This is a genomic window from Allobosea sp. TND4EK4 (genome assembly GCF_900156025.1).
Taxonomy (GTDB): Bacteria; Pseudomonadota; Alphaproteobacteria; order Rhizobiales; family Beijerinckiaceae; genus Allobosea.
Window position 1 is genome coordinate 1 of the sequence record NZ_FTMO01000035.1, and the last position, 17,900, is coordinate 17,900.

Consider the following 17,900-nt stretch of genomic DNA (forward strand, 5'->3'; position numbering starts at 1 on the left):
TCAAAGATCGACGAAATGCTGCCATGGGCATGGGCCGAAAACCCGCCCCAAACCGCGGCTGCATAGCCACACGCGGCTATCGGATCACGCTTACCCGAGGGCCGACTGTCGTCTACGAGCTTGCCCGTCCCGACCTGGTGCGCCCGCCATCGCGCCACGCCGTAGGCCTGGATGCCATGCTGGTCGATCAAGGCGCGCGCGTCGGCCTCGACCAACGTGTCGGCAGTCCTAAACAGGCGCGCGGTTAGCCACTGCCACACGACAGGTCCCTCCAAGCGGATATTGGGATTCCTGGTCACGCGAGGGAAGCCCCCGCGATCGGGGATAACCATGCCGACCCGCATTCCATTCCTTCGGGCGAAGGCTAGGATCGGGGCCGATGGAAGCGCTCGCGCGAGTCCGAAACCGATTACAACCTGCTGATGAACGGCCCGCCCGGCGCGGGCAAGTCGATGCTGGCGAGCCGGCTGCCATCGATCCTGCCACCGCTTTCGCCGCGCGAGCTGCTCGAGGTTTCGATGGTGCTGTCGGTCGGGGGCCATCTCGCCGGCGGCGGGCTGACCGACCGGCGCCCGTTCCGGGCGCCGCATCATTCCGCCTCCATGGCGGCGCTGGTCGGGGGCGGGCTGCACGCCAAGCCCGGCGAAGTCTCGCTCGCCCATCATGGCGTGCTGTTCCTCGACGAACTGCCCGAGTTCCAGCCGCAGGTGCTCGATGCGCTGCGCCAGCCGATGGAGACGGGCGATGTGCTGATCTCGCGCGCCAACCACCGCGCCGTCTATCCGGCGCGGTTCCAGCTGATCGCGGCGATGAATCCTTGCCGCTGCGGCAAGGCGACCGAGCCGGGTTATGCCTGCCGGCGCCAGCCCAACGAGCGCTGCATCGCGCAGTACCAGACGCGGATATCAGGCCCTCTGATCGACCGCATCGACATCATGATCGATGTGCCTGCGGTGACGGCGGCCGACCTCATCCTGCCCTCCGCTGGAGAAGGCTCGGCAGAGGTCGCCGCGCGGGTGGCCGAGGCGCGGCGCCTGCAGAATGTCCGGTTCGCCGCCCTGGGCATGCCCCATATCGCAACGAACGCCGCTTGCCCCGCGCCGGTGCTGGAGGAGATCGCGAAGCCGGACAATGCGGGGCTCTCGCTTCTGCGAGACGCCGCCGACACGATGCGCCTGACGGCACGGGCCTATCACCGGGTGCTGAAGGTGGCGCGCACGCTGGCCGATCTCGATGGCGAGGCGAAGATCGGCCGCCTGCATCTGGCCGAGGCCCTGTCCTACCGCGCCCGGGGCGACCAGATGGCGCAGGCGGCCTGAGCGGAGGCGCGGACTTCACTCCGGTTAACGGTGCCTTGCAAGCCTGCCTCGAAATCGAGGCTTCGGCCGGCCGCTTTTTTCAACCCGGCGGGGTTAGAGCGGGAGCATGGTTCTCCCGTTGTGGCTCATCTCGACGATCGTTCTGGTCGGCCTCGCCGGCGCCGTCCTGTGCGGCGTCGCGACGCTGCGGTGGCGCGGGCGGATGCTGGCCCAGCAGGCGGCGCTCGGGCACGAGGTCGAGAGCCTGACCGACCGGCTCTGGGCCACCGCCGACCGCGAACAGCGCTATCGCAGCCTCGTCGAGGCTCAGGGCGATTTCATTGTTCGGCGGGACGGCGCGACCATCGTCTACGCCAATGCCGCCTATGCGGCGCTGTTCGGCGCTCAGGAGGGCGACCTCGTCGGGAGCGATGGGCAATTGCCGCAGCTTGCGCTGCGGCCACGGGCCCAGCAGGAGGATGGCACGCGCAGCTTCGACGAATGCCTCGCCACTCATGAGGGCGAGCGCTGGGTCGCGTGGGCCGAAACCGTGGTCGCCGGGCCGGATGGGCGCATCGTGGTGCAACGCGTCGGGCGCGACATCTCGGCGCGGATCGCGGACGAGGATGCGCTGGTCGAGGCCCGCAGCCGGGCCGAGGCTGCGAGCGAAGCAAAATCCCGCTTCCTGGCCACGGTGAGCCACGAGTTCCGCACGCCGCTCAATGGCATTCTCGGCATGTCGGACCTGCTTCAGGATACCGGACTCGACGCCGAGCAATCGACCTATGTCCAGGCCCTGCGCACCTCGGGCGAGGCGCTGCTGGCGCTGGTCGACGACATCCTCGATTTCGCGAAGGTCGAGGCCGGGCGGATCGAGCTCATGCGCGAGCCCTTCGATGCCGTCCAGCTCGTCGAGACGGTGGCGGAGCTGATGGCGCCGCGCGCCCAGGCCAAGGGCATCGAGCTCGCCGCCCATATCGCGCCCGACGTGCCGGCCCGGCTGGTCGGGGACCGCGATCGCCTGCGCCAGATCCTGCTCAACCTCGTCGGCAATGCAGTGAAATTCACCACCTCCGGCGGCGTCGGGGTGAGCCTGTGCCGCGCGGGCTCTGCCATCGAGATCGTCGTCGCCGATACCGGGCCCGGTATTCCGGTCGACCGGCTGGAGACGATCTTCGGCGAGTTCGAGCAGGTCGAGCACGGGCCGGGTTCGCTCCATGCCGGGACAGGGCTGGGGCTCGCGATCGTGCGCCGGCTGGTCCGGGCAATGGGCGGAGAGGTCCGCGCCGAAAGCCGGCCGGGGCAGGGGGCGAGCTTCCGTGCGGTGCTGCCATTGCCGGCTGCCGAAGGCAGCAGGGCCTTGACGATCCCGCATTGGCCGGGCCGGCGCATGCTGGTCGTCTCGCCCGCTCCGTTCGCCGCCGGCTTCCTGGCCGAGACGATCCGGGCGACCCGGGCCTCCGTCTCCATCGTATCGGACCAACAGGCGGCCGTCGGAGCGCTTGCGGCCGGCACCCTGGATGCGGTGCTGATCGACCATACACTTGGCGATGCGCCGGCAAAGGAATTGGCGCTGGCGATCAAGGCAGCCGGCATTCGCGACTGCCTGATCCTGCTCGCGCCCCTTGCGAGACGCCAGTTCGGCTCGCCCCAGGCAGCTGGCTTTTCCGGTTTCCTGATCAAGCCGGTACGAGCGCGCTCGCTCTACGAGCGTCTCGGCTCGCAGGCTCCGGGCGGCTTTGCGCCTGCGGGCTTGCCAGGCCTCGCGGCTCCTGCCGCGCCCGTTCGCCTCAACGTGCTGGTCGCGGAAGACAACGAGATCAACGCGCTGCTTCTGACGCGCACCCTGGAACGGCTCGGCTCGACCGCGATCTGGGTCAAGGACGGTGCCGCAGCGCTGCAAAGGATCGCTGCGGGATTCGCGGGCGAGGAGACGCCACTGGACCTTGCCCTGCTGGATATCCGCATGCCGGGATTGACCGGCCTCGACTGCGCGCGTGCGGTTCGCAGGCTCGAACACGGGCAGCGGCGGCAGACGCGGCTCCCGATCGTGGCGGTGACGGCCAATGTCTCGGCGGCGGATCGCGATGCCGCGCTGGGCGCCGGCATGGATGATTGCCTGGCAAAGCCATTGGACCGGCTGGCACTGGAGCGCCTGCTGGAGCGCCTGCACCGGAAAGAGCGCGAATCCCTTTCGGCTTGACCGGCGTCATGGCTTCGACGCAGTTTTGTCGCAACCTTGTAAGATAGGCCGAGCAAGCCTTTCCCATGCCGGATGCGGCTTGGGGACGGGTCCGAAGGAGGCTTTCGCAGCCTTGCCGGTGAAGCCGCCTCCGCGTGCTCAGGGATGAAACGGGTGATGACCTTGTACGTTTCTGGAGGCTCCGACAGGCCACCGGCGCGTTTCTCAGCCGGCAATCCTCTTCTTTCGCGCCTGGCGCCGATGATGCCGGTGACGGGTGGCGCGATGCGGCGTTTCGCCGACGCCTCCGGCGAGGCGGAGGCCCTTTCGGGCACCCTCGGCCGGCATGGATCGCTCGAGGTGCGGCTGGCCCGCAGCTCGCGTGAGATCTGGCGGGCGCAGCGCCTGCGCTATCGCGTGTTCTACCAGGAGATGTCGGCGAAGCCGGATGTCGTGGCGCGGGTGTTCCGCCGCGATGCGGACCGTTTCGACAAGGCCTGCGACCATCTGCTGGTGATCGATCACGAGGCGCGCGGCCGCTTCGGCGGGGTCAAGCCGAAGGTCGTCGGCACCTATCGCCTGATGCGCAAGAGCGCCGCCGACAGGCTCGGCGGCTTCTACTCGCAGAGCGAGTTCGACCTTGCCCCGCTCCTGGCGCGGCATCCGGGCCAGCGCTTCCTTGAGCTCGGCCGCTCCTGCGTGCTCAAGCCCTACCGGACCAAGCGGACGGTCGATCTCCTCTGGTCCGGCATCTGGGCCTATATCCGCCACCATCGCATCGATGCGATGTTCGGCTGCGCCTCTTTCGACGGGACCGATCCGGAGGCGCTCGCCCTGCCGCTGAGCTTCCTGCATCATCAGGCGCGATCGGATGGCGAGTGGATGGCCCAGGCTCATCCCGAGCATCTCGTCGGGATGGACAGGCTGCCAGCCGAGACGATCGACGCCAAGCTGGCGCTGCGGCAGATGCCGCCGCTGATCAAGGGCTATCTCCGGCTCGGCGCGCGCTTCGGGACCGGGGCGGTGGTCGACCGCCAGTTTGGCACGACAGACGTTCTCGTCGTCCTGCCGGTGGCAGCGATCGACAAGCGCTATATCGATTATTACGGCGGCGACAGCCGGCGCTTCGCGGCCTGACGGCGTTATTCGCCAGCCGCAAGCAGGGAGCGCAGGCCCTCGCGGTAGGTCGGATAGCGCAGCGCGTAGCCGAATTCGCGCTTCGCGAGGGCGTTCGAAACGCGCTTGTTCTCGCTGTAGAAGCTGGCAGCCATCGGTGAGAGCTGCGCTGCGTCGAAGGGGACTTCCGGCGGCGGCCGCAGCCCGGTCAGTTCGGCGGCCAGCGTCACGACATCCTGCGGTGGGGCCGGCTCGTCGTCGCTGACATTGTAGATCGCGCCGGGGTGCGGCCGGGCGAGCGAGGCCATCAGCAGGGCTGCGATATCCTCGACATGGATGCGGTTGAAGACCTGCCCCGGCTTGACGATGCGATGCGCGTGGCCGCTGCGCAGTTTCGCCAGAGGGCTGCGGCCGGGACCGTAGATGCCGGCGAGGCGAAAGATCTGCACGGCCTTGCTGGTTCTGGCGCCCAGATCAAGCCAGGCTTGCTCGACCGCGACGCGACGCCGGTTGCGGGCATTCCCGGGCCTCGGCGGTGTCGTTTCGTCGATCCAGGCTCCGTCCTGGTCGCCATAGACGCCGATGGTGGACAGATAGCCGATCCAGCGCAGCCGCGGCGCGGCAGCCAGAGCCCCGGACAGCGCGTTGAGGACCGGATCGCCATCCTCGCCCGGCTGGATCGAAACCAGTACGGCATCGGCCTGCTCGACCGCTTCGGCGAGCCGGCGCGAGACGGCGAAACCGCCGAAGACGAGGGTCTGGATGCCGCCACGGCTGAGTTCGGCCGCCCTGTCGGCATCGCGGACCGTGCCGGTGATCTCCCATCCTTGCGCAAGAGCGGCGCGGGCGAAAAAGCCGGCGGTGTAGCCGAGGCCCAGAATCAGGAGGTTCATGCAGCGTCTTCCGTGGAATCGGCGACCATCGACCATTCGGCGCGGACCTGAGCGTCGGATTCCCCCTGCAGGGATGTCGCGGCGATGTCGGCCGCCCTTTGCGGAGCGAGCCGGCCCAGTGCCCAGACGGCCATGGCCCGCACCAGCGGAGAGGGATGGGCGAGATGCGGGGCCGCGCTGTCCGCCAGATGCGGCAATCCGCTGTTGCCGATGGCGATCAGCACGTTGCGCAGAAAGCGGGCATGGCCCGTGCGCTTCACCGGCGTGCCGGCGAAGAGCGTCCGGAAGGCAGGGTCGTCGAGCCTGGCGAGCTCGGCCAGCGAGAGCTCGGCAAGTTCGCTCTTCAGGGCGAGCCGCGTTTCGAGGGAAGCGCTGGCGAACTTGTTCCAGGGGCATACCGCCAGGCAGTCGTCGCAGCCGAAGACGCGGTTGCCGATGCCCGGCCGCAGGTCCGCGTCGATATGGCCGGGGTGCTCGATGGTGAGGTAGGCGATGCAGCGGCGGGCATCGAGCCGGTAGGGGGCCGGGAAGGCATTGGTCGGGCAGATGTCGAGGCAGCGCCGGCAGGAGCCGCAATGGTCGGTCTCGGGCGCATCGGGGGGCAGATCTGCGGTGGTGTAGATCGCCCCCAGCAAGAGCCATGAGCCGTGCTCGCGCGAGACCAGGACCGTATGCTTGCCCTGCCAGCCGAGGCCGGCGGCCTGCGCCAGCGGCTTTTCCATCACCGGCGCGGTATCGACGAAGACCTTGACATCGGCGCCGGCGCGGGCGGCGAGCAGGCCAGCCACCGTCTTCAGCTTGCCCTTGATGACGTCGTGATAGTCGCGCCGACGGGCATAGAGCGAGATCGCCGCCTTGCCGGGCTCCGCCAGGGTCGCGAGAGGATCGTCCTCGCCGGCATAGTTCATGCCCAGCATGACAATGGACCGGACCTCGCCCCAGAGCCGGCGCGGATCGGCGCGCTCGGCGGTGCGCTCATCCATCCAGCCCATCTCGCCGTGATAGCCGGCCTCGAGCCAGGTTTTGAGCCGTTCGGGAGCCTGCGGAATCGCGTCGGCGGCGGCGACGCGGATCACCGCGAAGCCCTCGGACAACGCCCGCTCGGCGACCGCGCGCTTGAGGGCTGCGCCGCTCAGAAGTCCAGATTGTCGTAATGGGCGCTCGGCGCCATGCCCGGCACCCGGTCGGCCAGCAGCGGGCGAAAGCTCGGCCGCGATTTGATCCGGGCGTACCATGCGCGCGTCGTCTCGTCCTCGTCCCAGGGCACGTCGCCGAGATAGTCGACGCAAGACAAATGCGCCGCGGCGGCCAGATCGGCATAGCTCAGCCGGCTGCCGGCGATCCAGTTCCGCTTCGCCAGCAGCCAGGCGATATAGCGCAGATGATAGCGGACATTGGAGCGGGCCGCACGGATCGCGCTCATCTCCGGCGGGCCGCCGCCTTCGTCGCGGCTCATGAACCGCTTCATCACCTTCTCGAGCACCAGCGGGCCGGTGATCTCCTCATGGAATTTCAGATTGAACCAGTCGAGCAGGCGGCGAACCTCGACGCGCTCGCCCGGTCCCTCGGGCAGCAACCGGCGGTCGCCCAGCGCGAGTCCGCGCGTCTCGTCGAGATATTCGGCGATCGGCCCCGCGCCTGGAACGGCCATGCCGTTCTGCTCCTGAAAGACGGGCGTCGTGCCGGCCGTGTTCAGCTCGAGGAATTCCCGCCTCCGTTCCCAGACGCGCTCCTCGACCAGTTCGGTTTCCATGCCGAACTCGCTCACCACCAGGCGAATGAAGCGCGAATGCGGGCATAGCGGATGATGGAACAGGGTCGCCATGGCACTCATCAAGCCTTGAAGCGGGTCAAATGCGGCCGGAGCGGGGCGAGAGGCCAGAATGATGCCCGCTATGCGCCCGGCGCCCGCTCTTAGCATGCCCAAGAACCGTCACAAGCGAGCATGGCCCCGACCGACACGATTCGCGCGATCCGGTTGTCGAGGTGGTAACCAATTTGCAAAGAGGTGGGGGTAGAGCCGGTCCTAGATCGACGACGCAGGCGGCGGCGCCAAAGCCCCACGAGGACACCGTTCATGCAGAACATCATCGAAGCCTTCGTCCTCGGCATCGTCGAGGGGCTGACCGAGTTCCTGCCGGTTTCCTCGACCGGCCATCTGCTGCTGCTGGGCCACTTCCTCGGCTTCGAATCGAACGGGAAGACCTTCGAGGTGCTGGTGCAGCTTGGCGCGATCCTGGCGATCGTACTGGTCTACTTCCGCCGTCTGCTCGACATCGCGCTCAGGGCGCCGCGCGATCCGGCGGCACGCCGCTTCATCCTGGGCGTGCTGGTCGCCTTCCTGCCGGCGGCGATCATCGGCGCGCTGCTGCACGGCTTCATCAAGGGCGTGCTGTTCAACCCCATCATCGTCTGCTGTGCGCTGATCGCAGGCGGCCTCGTGCTGCTCGTCGTCGATGAGCTCGAATTGCAGGAGAAGCACACCGACGCGACGCAGTTCACCCTGCCGATGTATCTGAAGATCGGCTTCTTCCAGTGTCTGGCGATGATCCCCGGCGTATCGCGCTCGGGCGCGACGATCGTCGGCGCGATGCTGATGGGTGCGAGCAAGCGGGCGGCGGCGGAGTTCTCCTTCTTCCTCGCCATGCCGACCATGGCTGGCGCCTTCGCCTATGACCTGCTGAAGAGCTACAAGTCGCTGACCTTCGACGACGGCATCCTCATCGTCATCGGCTTCGTCGCCGCCTTCTTCGCAGCCCTGCTGGTGGTCCGCTCCTTCCTCGATTTCGTCTCGCGGCACGGTTTTGCCGTCTTCGCCTGGTGGCGGATCATCGTCGGCATGCTGGGACTGGCCGGAATCTGGATCTTCGGCTGAGGCCGGCTCAGGCTGGACGAGCCGGGTCGGAGAGGGAATCGGCGACCGTCGGAGGGCCGCTCGCCTGCGCCTGCGGCAGCGTCGCGGTCTGGCGCTCGATCATGCGGTGGACCACGGGCGGGTTCGAACCGCTGTGGAGCGCGCGCACGCGCTCGCCGATTTCGGCATCGGCCTTGGTGATGCGCTGGTTCTGGCGGACATATTCGACCCAGGTCGGGCTGTCATAGCGCTCGATCCAGAGCGTCGGGTCGGTCAGGTCGCGCAGGAGCGTCCAGTGGCGTGCGCCGTCGCGGCGGCGGATGCGCCGGCGTTCGGCCATGACGTTCAGGAAGGCGACAACGTCTTCCGGCTTGATGATGTATTCGATGGTGACGATCACCGGCCCGCTGCGCGGCTCGATGTCGATCGCGACCTTGGGCTCGCGCCAGCGGCTCAGCGGATCGAGATTGAGCTCCTCCAGCGGCGGCAGGCGATAGCGCAGGCCCAGCGCCGCCCCGATGAGCAATGCGATGGCCGAGAGCTGGAGGCCGCGGTCGGTGTCGAAATGCAGGGCGGTGCGGCCCCAGGCCCAACTGCCGATCGCCATGCCGCCGAAGGTCGCCATCTGGTAGATCGCCAGCGCGCGGCCGACGACCCAGCGCGGCGCCGAGAGCTGGACGGTGGCGTTGAAGGTCGACAGCGCCAGCACCCAGCAGGCGCCGCAGACGAAAAGGCCCGGCATGGTCAGCCAGATCGAGCGGCTGGAGCCGACCAGCAGGATGCCGACGGCGTAGGCGATGAAGGTGGAGCGCACCAGCGCCTCGGTGCTCATCGCCCTTCGCAGCCGCGCGCTCATGAAGGCGCCCGCCACGGCGCCGGCGCCGAAGCCGCCGAGCAGGATGCCGTAGGTGAGGGGCCCGCCCTTGATGAGGTCGCGCGCCACCAGCGGCAACAGGGCCAGGCCGACGATGGCGCCGAAGCCGAAGGCGAAGGCGCGCAGGATCACGGCTCGGATATTGGGCGACATCGCGACATAGCGGATGCCCGCGCCCATCGCGATGAACAGCGTCTCGCGCGGGAGCAGGCGCTCGACCTTGGGCGGCTGCCAGCGGGCGAGCACGGTGATCAGCGCGATATAGCTGAACGCATTGGTCGCGAAGGCTGCGACCGCGCCGGCCGCGGCGACGATGGCACCGCCGATCGCCGGGCCAACGCTGCGGGCAATGTTGAAGGCGACGCTGTTCAGCGTCACTGCCGCCGGCACGTCGCGACGCGGCACCATGTCCCCGACCGAGGATTGCCAGGCTGGATTGTTCAGGGCCGTGCCGCAGCCGATCAGGAAGGTGAAGCTCAGGAGCATCCAGGGCGTGATCACGCCGAGCCAGGCGAAGACCGCCAGCGCGATCGAGACGGTGAGCATGAAGCCCTGGGCCACCAGCATGATGCGGCGGCGGTCGTAATTGTCAGAGATCGCTCCCGACGCGAGCGAGAACAGCATCACGGGGAGCGTCGTCGAAGCCTGGACCAGCGCCACCATCTCGGGGGAGGGCGAGATCGACGCCATCATCCAGGATGCGCCGACCGCCTGGACGAGGCCGCCGAAATTCGAGGCAAGGCTGGCGAACCAGACCGCGCGGAAAATCGGCTGCCGCAGCGGGACGAAGGGCGAGGAACGTTGGGCCGGTGCTATGCCTTCTGCGGCGAGTTCGGCTTCAGCCACATCGGCTATCGGCTGGGCATGCGGATCATCAGGCATGGCACTAGGGTTAAACAGGACGGCGGCGACGGCAAACCGTTTTTGGCGCAACCATCTTGGAAATTCAGCTCTGTCCTCAGGCCGGGCTGACCCGGCGCTGCCGCTCGGGCCGCGTCGACCAGCGGGCGCGCACGGTCGCGGCCAGCGCCACGCCGAGGCCGGCGAGCGCGACCCAATGCGCTGGCCTGATCGAGACAGAGTCCCAATAGGTCAGGATGTCGGCATTGGCCTGGAGGACGAGCCAGGGCGCGACGCCGCTCGCCACGGCATACCAGCCGGCTTCGAGCAGGGCCGTGGCAAGGCCAGCCAGCAGGGCAAGACCGGCCAGCAGGGGAAGCGAGGGGCGCAGCTTCCAGCGGAACAGGCCGCGATAGAACAGCAGCAGCACGAACAGTCCGCTCATCAGCACCGGCTCGGTGACGTCGATCTTGGATTGCAGCGCGAAATGCAGCAGGGCGATCGCGGTGATTGGATAGACGAGATTGTGCAGCCTCTGCCAGTTCTTGCCGAGGCGGCGGATCATCCCGTCGGTCGAGGTGATGCCCAGCGCGACGAGCCCGATGAGCGCGACGAAGCCGATCGTCAGGTAGAAGCGCTTGACGATCTCGGAGACGATCAGCCCCCAGTCGAAGGCCATGTCGATGCAGTAGAGGGCCAGATGGCCGAGCGCATAGGCCATGACCGAAAGGCCGAGCATGCGGCGCACCCCGATCAGCTTGCCCCAGTCGAGCAGGCGCCGCAGCGGCGAGATGGCGAGCGAGAGCAGCAGCAGCCTGACCGCCCAGGTCCCCGTCCGGTGGATGGCTTCGGTCCAGGGCTTCGAGCCGAGCTGGTTCATCCAGGCGGCGTAAAGGATCAGCACGGCCGGCAGCAGTGCCAGCAGGAAGGCCGCGAGCCGGAGCGCCGAGAAGCGGCCCTGCCGGTCGCACCAGGGGAGCCAGCTCGTCCAGGGCGCGGCGGGCTTGCGTCTCGCTGATTTCTCGGCCGCAGCCTTGCTGGTCGGTGCTGTCGCTTGCGCGCGAGCCGGCGTGGTCAAGGCCGCTCTCCATGATGCGGGTCGATCGTCCCCGCATAACCGACGTGCGGGCCCGTTGTCCCGCACGCCGTCACACAAGCGCGTGAGGCAGGCTGCTGTCAGGCGGCGTCGCGCAGGGGTGCGGTCGCCTTCAGCCCTGCCGCGTCGGCGCCCCGCGCCTCGGTCAGAAGGCGCGTGCCGGCGCGGGTGGCGAGGAAATCCGCGAGGCCCGCATCCTCCTGCCGCACGAAGCCCTTCTGCGGCAGCTTGCCGCCGAGGAAGAGCTCGATCATGGCGACGCAGCCCGCGGCGGTGGTGAGCTGGATCGCGCCCAGGGTCTCGCTGCCATCATAGCGCAGCACGATGCTTTCCTCCTCGAGCCGGCCGTTGCGCTCGCCGACGCCGGTGACGAAGATCACCACCACGTCCTTGTGCGTGAAGGGGGCGGAGTGGCCGAGAATGCGCCGCATGGTCTCGCGGTCGTCGGCGAGGTCGAGATCGCGCAGCAGGAGCTTCATGATCTCGGCATGGCCTGGATAGCGCAGGGTCTTGTAGCTCATGTTGCGGACCTTGCCGGCCAGCGTCTCAGTCAGCGTGCCCAGGCCGCCGGAGGTGTTGAAGGCCTCATAGGCGACACCGTCGATCATCACGCTCTCGATGCCTTCGAGCGCCGGCACCAGGGTCGGCTGGCCGTCGAAGACGATCTCGCAGGGGTTGCAATATTCGTTGATGAGCCCGTCGACTGACCAGGTCACGTTGTAGCGCAGCGCGTTGGTCGGATAGAGCGGGAGCGCGCCAACGCGCATCTTGATGGTCCGTACGCTCTCGAAGCGGGCTGCCATGTCGGCGCCGAGAATGCAGATGAAGCCCGGAGCCAGTCCGCATTGCGGCACCAGCGCCACATCGGCCGTCGCGCCGAGTTCCTTGATATAGGCGGTGGTGGCCACGTCCTCGGTGAGGTCGAAATAATGCGTGCCGGTTTCGGCCGCGACCGTGGCGATGCCCTTGTTCAGGAAATAGGGACAGGCGCTGACGACGATGTCGCGCTCCTTCAGGAAAGCGCGCAGCGCGCCGAGATCGGCGGCGTCGACCGTCTCCGTGGCGAAGCGGCGGCCCGCCATCTGGCCGAGCCGCGTCTGCGAGGCGTCGGCCAGTGTGACATCGTGGCCCTGCTCGGCCAGCATGCCGGCGATGATGGCTCCGATCTGGCCTGCGCCGAGAACGGCGACGCGCTGCTTGGTGATGGTCATGAGGCTCTCCTGATCAGCCCGGCCCGATGCGGGCCGTTCCCCGGGGGGACCATCGGCGAAACACAGCGGCGACTTAAGGCGCGGATCGACGGATCGACGGAGCTTGAACCTTTCTCTTGTAGTATTATCCGGCGATATGACGGGTTATTGCAGCGAGGGTGGTCAGCGCTCGAATTTTTGGGCCAGAATCACCGAGGAGGTCGTGCGGCGGACGCCGTCGAGCTCCGCGATCCAGTCGATCATGGCGTCGAGATCGCTCGCGGTCTCGCACTCGACCTTGACCGAGAGGTCGAAATGGCCGGAGAGCGTGTGACAGGCGACGATCTCCGGCCGCTTCTTCAGCGCCGCGATGACACCGCCTTGGCGCTTGACCTCCAGCTCGATCAGGACAAGCGCGGAGATGGTCCTCGCCTGCGCGCCGGCCTTGCCGAGAATGGTGGTGTAGCCGGCGATCACCCCGTCGCGCTCGAGCCGGGCCAGCCGGCCCTGCACGGTGGCGCGCGCCACGCCGAGCGTCTTCGCGATCTCGGACAAGGGCAGGCGAGCGTTCTCCGACAGGATGCGGATGAGCTCGCGGTCCTTGGCCGCGTCAGACGGTCTGGCCATGTTGTCTCCGAAGCCGTTCGAGCGGCCGGCACCATGCGCGGAGCCAAGTGATTTTCGCAAGCGCGGCGCGGCGTCTGAGAGCCGGAAAGGGCTTGCAAAACAGGCCGATCGGGAGTGGCATGCCGGCCGGCGGCACAAACCCCGTCTGGGAGAACGTCATGACCAGGACATTCATTCTCGCCTCGGCAACAGCCTTGGCTCTCGCCTCCTTCGCATCGTCTCCCGCTTCCGCGCTGACGATGAAGGAGTGCAGCGTCAAATATCAGGAGGCCAAGAAGGCGAACACGCTGAAGGGCCAGAAGTGGAACGATTTCCGCAAGGCGCAATGTGGCGACGACGATGCGTCAGAGGCCGATGCAGCGGCTGCGGTGACCGAGCCGGCTGCGGCGCCGGCCGCGGCCCCTGCCGCCGCTCCCGCCGCCAAGCCTGCTGCGGCGCCGGCCGCGGCCCCTGCCGCCGCTCCCGCCGCCAAGCCTGCTGCGGCTCCGGCCGGGAAGGCTAAGGCGGCCGTCTTCCCGAAGGCCGTGTCCGAGAAGTACTCCAGCGAGAGCGCCGGTAAGGCGCGGCTCAAGACCTGCGCCGACCAGTACAACGCCAACAAGGCGGCCAACGCCAACGGCGCGCTCAAATGGATCGAGAAGGGTGGCGGCTACTGGAGCCAGTGCAACGCCAAGCTCAAGGGCTGAACCCGTCCGATTGCGGTATCGACGAAGCGCCGCGCATCAGCGCGGCGCTTCTGCGTCAGATGGAGCGCTCCGGCACCGGCGCCGCATCCGGGGGCCGTGCAGGGGCGTTGCCACCGGGCGTCCGGCCTTTCCCGATCATCTCGCCGCGCGTGCGGACGACATGGGCGGTCACCAGTTCCTGAACGCGCTTCTCCGCCGCGTCGCGAATGGCGGCCCGGTTTGCCGCGCGTCCCGCTTCCGTCTCGATCAGCTCGATTGTCGCATTGGTCAGGGCATCGACATCCGCCTTGCAAAACAGCATTGCGGCCTTGGCCACGACTTCCGCCTTCTCGTCGGTCAGCAGCATCGGCGCACCCTCGCGCCCGATGCAGGCGAGCATTCGCGAGCGGATCAGGTCGCGCGACTTCTCCAGCACCGTCTTCTTCTCGGCTCTTGCGGCGCGCTCCTGCTCCGTCTCGGCCCTCTGCGGCTGAGCGGGCGCACCCGGCGTCACGGGCCCCCGGACATTCCCGCTCTGCCTCACGCAATCGACGAGCGCCGGCAGCATCTCGCCCGTCGAGGTCAGGGCGAAGGTGAAGCGCGCGTCCTTGGCGATCAACTCGAGGAAGCGGCCCTGGCGGAACGCGTCGATCAGCGCCGACTGCGCCGGCATCCCGATGGTGATCAGCGTCGGGGACTTGACGTTGGCCACCACGTCGATGGTGCGGCTGCGATCGAAAACGAGCTTGAGACCGAGCGTCTCGCCGGGGCGGAGCTTCCAGTCCGGCTTGGAGAAGCCGATCAGCCAGACGAACTGCGCCGTGACCGATGTCAGCATGGTGATTCCGCTCTTGTAGCGGGCACTGACGGCGCAATGGGAAAAGGCGCCGGTCTGATCGTTGGTGAAGGTGCCGCCCGACCAGTTGCCGACCACGATCTTGCCGAACGGCCCGGCGGCGCTCGCCGGCAGCGCTATGAGACAGATCAGGGCGACGAGCGCGGCTCGCATACGGTGGCCTCCATGCAGTTCACCACTCAGGCTAGTGCAGGAGTGCAAACGGCGGAAGCCTTCCGCACGTTCCAGTTGCGCGAGCGCCGCCCATGGACCGACGGCGCTCGCGACACGTCTCAGTCGACGACGCGCACCGCGCCCTTGGCCGCGCTCGTCGTCGTCGCGGCATAGGCCCTCAGCGCGGTCGAGACCTTGCGCTTGCGCGGTGCCGCCGGCTTCCAGGCATCCTTGCCTTTCGCCTCCATCGCGGCGCGGCGATGGGCCAGATCCTCGTCGGATACCTGGAGCGAGATGCTGCGGTTCGGGATGTCGATCGCGATGATGTCGCCGCTCTCGACCAGGCCGATCGCACCGCCCTCCGCCGCCTCCGGCGAGACATGGCCGATGGAGAGGCCGGACGAGCCGCCCGAGAAGCGGCCATCGGTCACGAGGGCGCAGGCCTTGCCGAGGCCCTTCGACTTCAGGTAGCTCGTCGGATAGAGCATCTCCTGCATCCCGGGCCCGCCGCGCGGCCCTTCATAGCGGATGAGGACGATGTCGCCCTCCTTGACCTTGCGGTTGAGGATGCCCTCGACCGCGGCGTCCTGGCTCTCGAAGATCACCGCCGGGCCGGAGAACTTCAGGATCGAGGCATCGACGCCGGCCGTCTTCACGATGCAACCGTCGAGCGCGATGTTGCCGTAGAGCACGGCGAGGCCGCCATCCTTCGAATAGGCGTGCTCGGCGCTGCGGATGACGCCGGACTCGCGGTCGCTGTCGAGTTCCTCGAAGCGCCGCTCCTGGCTGAAGGCGGTCTGGGTGGGGATGCCGCCGGGCGCGGCGCTGTAGAACGAGCGCACCGCCTCGCTCTGGGTCTGCTTGATGTCCCAGCGGGCCAGGGCGTCGGCCATGGTGGTGGCGTGGACGGTTGGCAGCGAGGTGTCGATCAGGCCGGCGCGGTCGAGCTCGCCGAGGATCGCCATGATGCCGCCGGCGCGATGCACATCTTCCATATGGACGTTGGCCACGGCCGGCGCGACCTTGCAGAGCACCGGCACGCGGCGCGAGAGCCGGTCGATATCGGCCATGGTGAAGTCGATCTCCGCCTCATGCGCGGCCGCGAGCAGGTGAAGAACCGTATTGGTCGAGCCGCCCATGGCGATGTCGAGCGTCATCGCGTTCTCGAAGGCCTTGAAGGAACCGACGTTGCGCGGCAGCACGCTCTCGTCGTCCTGCTCGTAATAGCGCTTGGCGATATCGACGATCAGATGCCCGGCTTCGACGAAGAGGCGCTTGCGGTCTGCATGGGTGGCGAGCGTCGAGCCGTTGCCGGGCAGAGCGAGGCCCAGAGCCTCGGTCAGGCAGTTCATCGAGTTGGCGGTGAACATGCCGGAGCAGGAGCCGCAGGTCGGGCAGGCGGAGCGCTCGATCGCGTCGACCTGGGCGTCGGTGTACTTGTCGTCGGCGGCGGCGATCATCGCATCGACGAGATCGACCTTCTTCAGCACGCCTTCGGCGATGTACTTGCCCGCTTCCATCGGCCCACCCGAGACGAAGATGGTCGGGATGTTGATCCGCATCGCGGCCATCAGCATGCCGGGGGTGATCTTGTCGCAGTTGGAGATGCAGACCATCGCGTCGGCGCAATGGGCGTTGACCATGTATTCGACGCTGTCGGCGATGAGCTCGCGCGAGGGCAGGCTGTAGAGCATGCCGTCATGGCCCATGGCGATGCCGTCATCGACCGCGATGGTGTTGAACTCCTTGGCGACGCCGCCGGCCTTCTCGATCTCGCGGGCGACGAGCTGGCCGAGATCCTGGAGATGGACATGGCCGGGCACGAACTGGGTGAAGGAGTTCACCACCGCGATGATCGGCTTGCCGAAATCCCCGTCCTTCATGCCGGTGGCGCGCCACAGGCCGCGGGCGCCGGCCATGTTGCGGCCATGGGTGGAGGTGGCGGATCTCAGCCTGGGCATTGCGTCGTGCTCCGATGCCGGGCTCCTCGCGGCCCGTTCGGCCGGCAACCTAATCCGGAGGCGGCGTTCCGCAAAATCGAATTCGTCGATTTCGATGATCGGCGCGGTCGATGATGCGGAGGGCCGGGATGGTCCGGCTCCGCGGCCTCCTTTAAGACAAGGCATCGTTCCGACCGACAGACGGCCGCTCCACCATGCTGCGCAACATCGATGTCGATCTGCTGCGTTCCTTCGTCACGATCGCGGAGCTGCGCAACTTCACCCGCGCGGCTGCTGCTCTGTTCCGCAGCCAATCGACCGTCAGCGCGCAAATCCGCCGGCTGGAGGAGCTGACTGGGCAAAGCCTGCTGCAGCGCTCGCCCCACGACGTCTCGCTGACGCATGCGGGCGAGCAGTTCCTTGGCTATGCCCGCCGGATCGTGGCGCTGCATGACGAGGCGCTCGATGTCATCAACGCCCGGCAGGTCAGCGGCCGGGTGCGGCTGGCGGTCATGGACGACTACGCCACGCTGGTGCTGCCCGAGATCCTGGCCCGCTTCGCTCGCTCCCATCCCGATGTCGAGCTCGAGGTGACGACCGGCTTCACGCGTGACCTGCTGAACGGGCTCGGCGAAGAGTTCGACCTCGTGCTTGCGACGCAGAAGGCCGGCGACGGCCGCGGCACCGTGCTGCGCCAGGAGCCGACATCCTGGGCTTGCGCCGATGAGGTGTCCTTCGTGCTCGATGCGCCGCTGCCGCTGGCGCTGCTCAAGCCACCGAATATGTTCCGCGAATGGGCCCTGGCCGCCCTCGACGAAGCGGGGTTGCGCTGGCGTATCCTGTTCTCGAGCACGAGCATCGGCGCCGTCGAGGCCGTGGCGGCCTCCGGCGCGGCCCTCACGGTGGTGAAGCAGGGGACGGCACGCGCTGGCCTGCGTCTTCTGGGACAGGAGGAGGGTCTGCCACTGCTGCCTGCCTCGGAGATCGCCCTGCATCTGACACCGGGGCGGGTCAGTGCCGCGATCGGCGCTCTGGCGGCGTTTCTCGGAGACGCTCTGCGTGAAAAGAGGGGCGGAGCGCCGTGAAGGCGCAAAACGCCCGCCGAGGGGCCGAAACGATCGATCGCAAGCGGGCTTTCCCCCGCCCCAGCTGCGATGATCTCCCTTAAGCCTCTGATTTTTCAAGAAATGTCATTTCCTCCGAAAAACTTTTGAAATGGGCGTTGACATGCGAAAGGGGTGTCGCCTATAAACCGCCCATCGAGACGGCGCCGCCGCTGAGCGGCGCCTTCTTCTTCGCTTCCTGAGGGACTGGGG

At 67.8% G+C, this 17,900-nt stretch carries 15 protein-coding genes and 1 pseudogene; 6 read left to right on the forward strand and 10 right to left on the reverse strand.

All coding sequences use genetic code 11. The features are described from left to right. Positions 1-215 (reverse strand): hypothetical protein (locus BW981_RS23300; protein ID WP_210188720.1); only part of this gene is annotated, 215 nt, incomplete at its 3' end. Positions 216-410: 195 nt separating this feature from the next. Between BW981_RS23300 and BW981_RS21585 the strand changes: the two are divergent. The 3 genes and pseudogenes from BW981_RS21585 to BW981_RS21595 form a co-directional block, all read left to right on the forward strand. Continuing rightward, positions 411-1,319, forward strand: a pseudogene (locus tag BW981_RS21585) (ATP-binding protein); the annotation flags it as partial. 106 nt (positions 1,320-1,425) lie between these two features. Beyond that, positions 1,426-3,501: an ATP-binding protein gene (locus BW981_RS21590; protein ID WP_076442982.1), complete on the forward strand. Its 2,076-nt coding sequence runs from the start codon at positions 1,426-1,428 to the stop codon at positions 3,499-3,501. A 156-nt stretch (positions 3,502-3,657) separates the two neighbouring features. After that, complete coding sequence (locus BW981_RS21595; RefSeq protein ID WP_076442984.1) at positions 3,658-4,617, forward strand: l-ornithine N(alpha)-acyltransferase; 960 nt, start codon at positions 3,658-3,660, stop codon at positions 4,615-4,617. A gap of 5 nt (positions 4,618-4,622) precedes the next feature. On the opposite strand, the gene BW981_RS21600 is transcribed toward BW981_RS21595, so the two are convergent. From BW981_RS21600 to BW981_RS21610, 3 genes are read right to left on the reverse strand one after another with little or no spacing between them, the layout of a single operon-like run. After that, positions 4,623-5,489, reverse strand: a complete 867-nt coding sequence (locus BW981_RS21600; protein ID WP_076442986.1) for an SDR family oxidoreductase — start codon at positions 5,487-5,489, stop codon at positions 4,623-4,625. Continuing rightward, the gene (gene queG / locus BW981_RS21605) at positions 5,486-6,724 is read right to left on the reverse strand and encodes a tRNA epoxyqueuosine(34) reductase QueG (protein WP_083712561.1); all 1,239 of its coding nucleotides are present in this window, start codon (positions 6,722-6,724) and stop codon (positions 5,486-5,488) included. Before queG ends, BW981_RS21600 begins: the two co-directional genes overlap by 4 nt. Continuing rightward, complete coding sequence (locus BW981_RS21610) at positions 6,622-7,314, reverse strand: glutathione S-transferase family protein (protein ID WP_076442990.1); 693 nt, start codon at positions 7,312-7,314, stop codon at positions 6,622-6,624. Before BW981_RS21610 ends, queG begins: the two co-directional genes overlap by 103 nt. 252 nt (positions 7,315-7,566) lie before the next feature. Between BW981_RS21610 and BW981_RS21615 the strand changes: the two genes are divergently transcribed. Then, on the forward strand, positions 7,567-8,364 hold the full coding sequence (locus BW981_RS21615; protein WP_076442992.1) for an undecaprenyl-diphosphate phosphatase: 798 nt from the start codon (positions 7,567-7,569) through the stop codon (positions 8,362-8,364). Positions 8,365-8,371: 7 nt separating this feature from the next. Here the strand turns inward: BW981_RS21615 and BW981_RS21620 are convergent, their stop codons facing one another. The 4 genes from BW981_RS21620 to BW981_RS21635 form a co-directional block, all read right to left on the reverse strand. Then, complete coding sequence (locus BW981_RS21620) at positions 8,372-10,033, reverse strand: MFS transporter (RefSeq protein ID WP_076443004.1); 1,662 nt, start codon at positions 10,031-10,033, stop codon at positions 8,372-8,374. Between the two features lie 142 nt (positions 10,034-10,175). After that, positions 10,176-11,135: a protein-methionine-sulfoxide reductase heme-binding subunit MsrQ gene (locus BW981_RS21625; RefSeq protein ID WP_083712563.1), complete on the reverse strand. Its 960-nt coding sequence runs from the start codon at positions 11,133-11,135 to the stop codon at positions 10,176-10,178. A gap of 98 nt (positions 11,136-11,233) precedes the next feature. Continuing rightward, positions 11,234-12,364, reverse strand: coding sequence for a saccharopine dehydrogenase C-terminal domain-containing protein (locus tag BW981_RS21630; RefSeq protein WP_076442994.1), 1,131 nt, complete (start codon positions 12,362-12,364; stop codon positions 11,234-11,236). Positions 12,365-12,526: 162 nt separating this feature from the next. Next, entirely contained in the window at positions 12,527-12,970 is a 444-nt protein-coding gene (locus BW981_RS21635; RefSeq protein ID WP_076442996.1) for an Lrp/AsnC family transcriptional regulator, read from the reverse strand. Positions 12,971-13,128: 158 nt separating this feature from the next. Here BW981_RS21635 and BW981_RS21640 point away from each other — a divergent pair, with 158 nt between their 5' ends. Next, positions 13,129-13,656, forward strand: coding sequence for a hypothetical protein (locus tag BW981_RS21640; protein WP_076443006.1), 528 nt, complete (start codon positions 13,129-13,131; stop codon positions 13,654-13,656). Between the two features lie 55 nt (positions 13,657-13,711). Here BW981_RS21640 and BW981_RS21645 read toward each other — a convergent pair whose 3' ends face one another. Both BW981_RS21645 and ilvD read right to left on the reverse strand, forming a co-directional pair. Next, positions 13,712-14,644 carry a hypothetical protein gene (locus tag BW981_RS21645; RefSeq protein ID WP_076442998.1) on the reverse strand — a complete coding sequence of 311 codons (933 nt, stop codon included), beginning with the start codon at positions 14,642-14,644 and terminating at the stop codon, positions 13,712-13,714. Between the two features lie 119 nt (positions 14,645-14,763). Then, complete coding sequence (gene ilvD, locus BW981_RS21650) at positions 14,764-16,605, reverse strand: dihydroxy-acid dehydratase (RefSeq protein ID WP_076443000.1); 1,842 nt, start codon at positions 16,603-16,605, stop codon at positions 14,764-14,766. Between the two features lie 194 nt (positions 16,606-16,799). Here ilvD and BW981_RS21655 point away from each other — a divergent pair, with 194 nt between their 5' ends. Further along, entirely contained in the window at positions 16,800-17,669 is an 870-nt protein-coding gene (locus BW981_RS21655; protein ID WP_076443002.1) for a LysR family transcriptional regulator, read from the forward strand. The last annotated feature ends 231 nt before the right edge of the window (positions 17,670-17,900 follow it).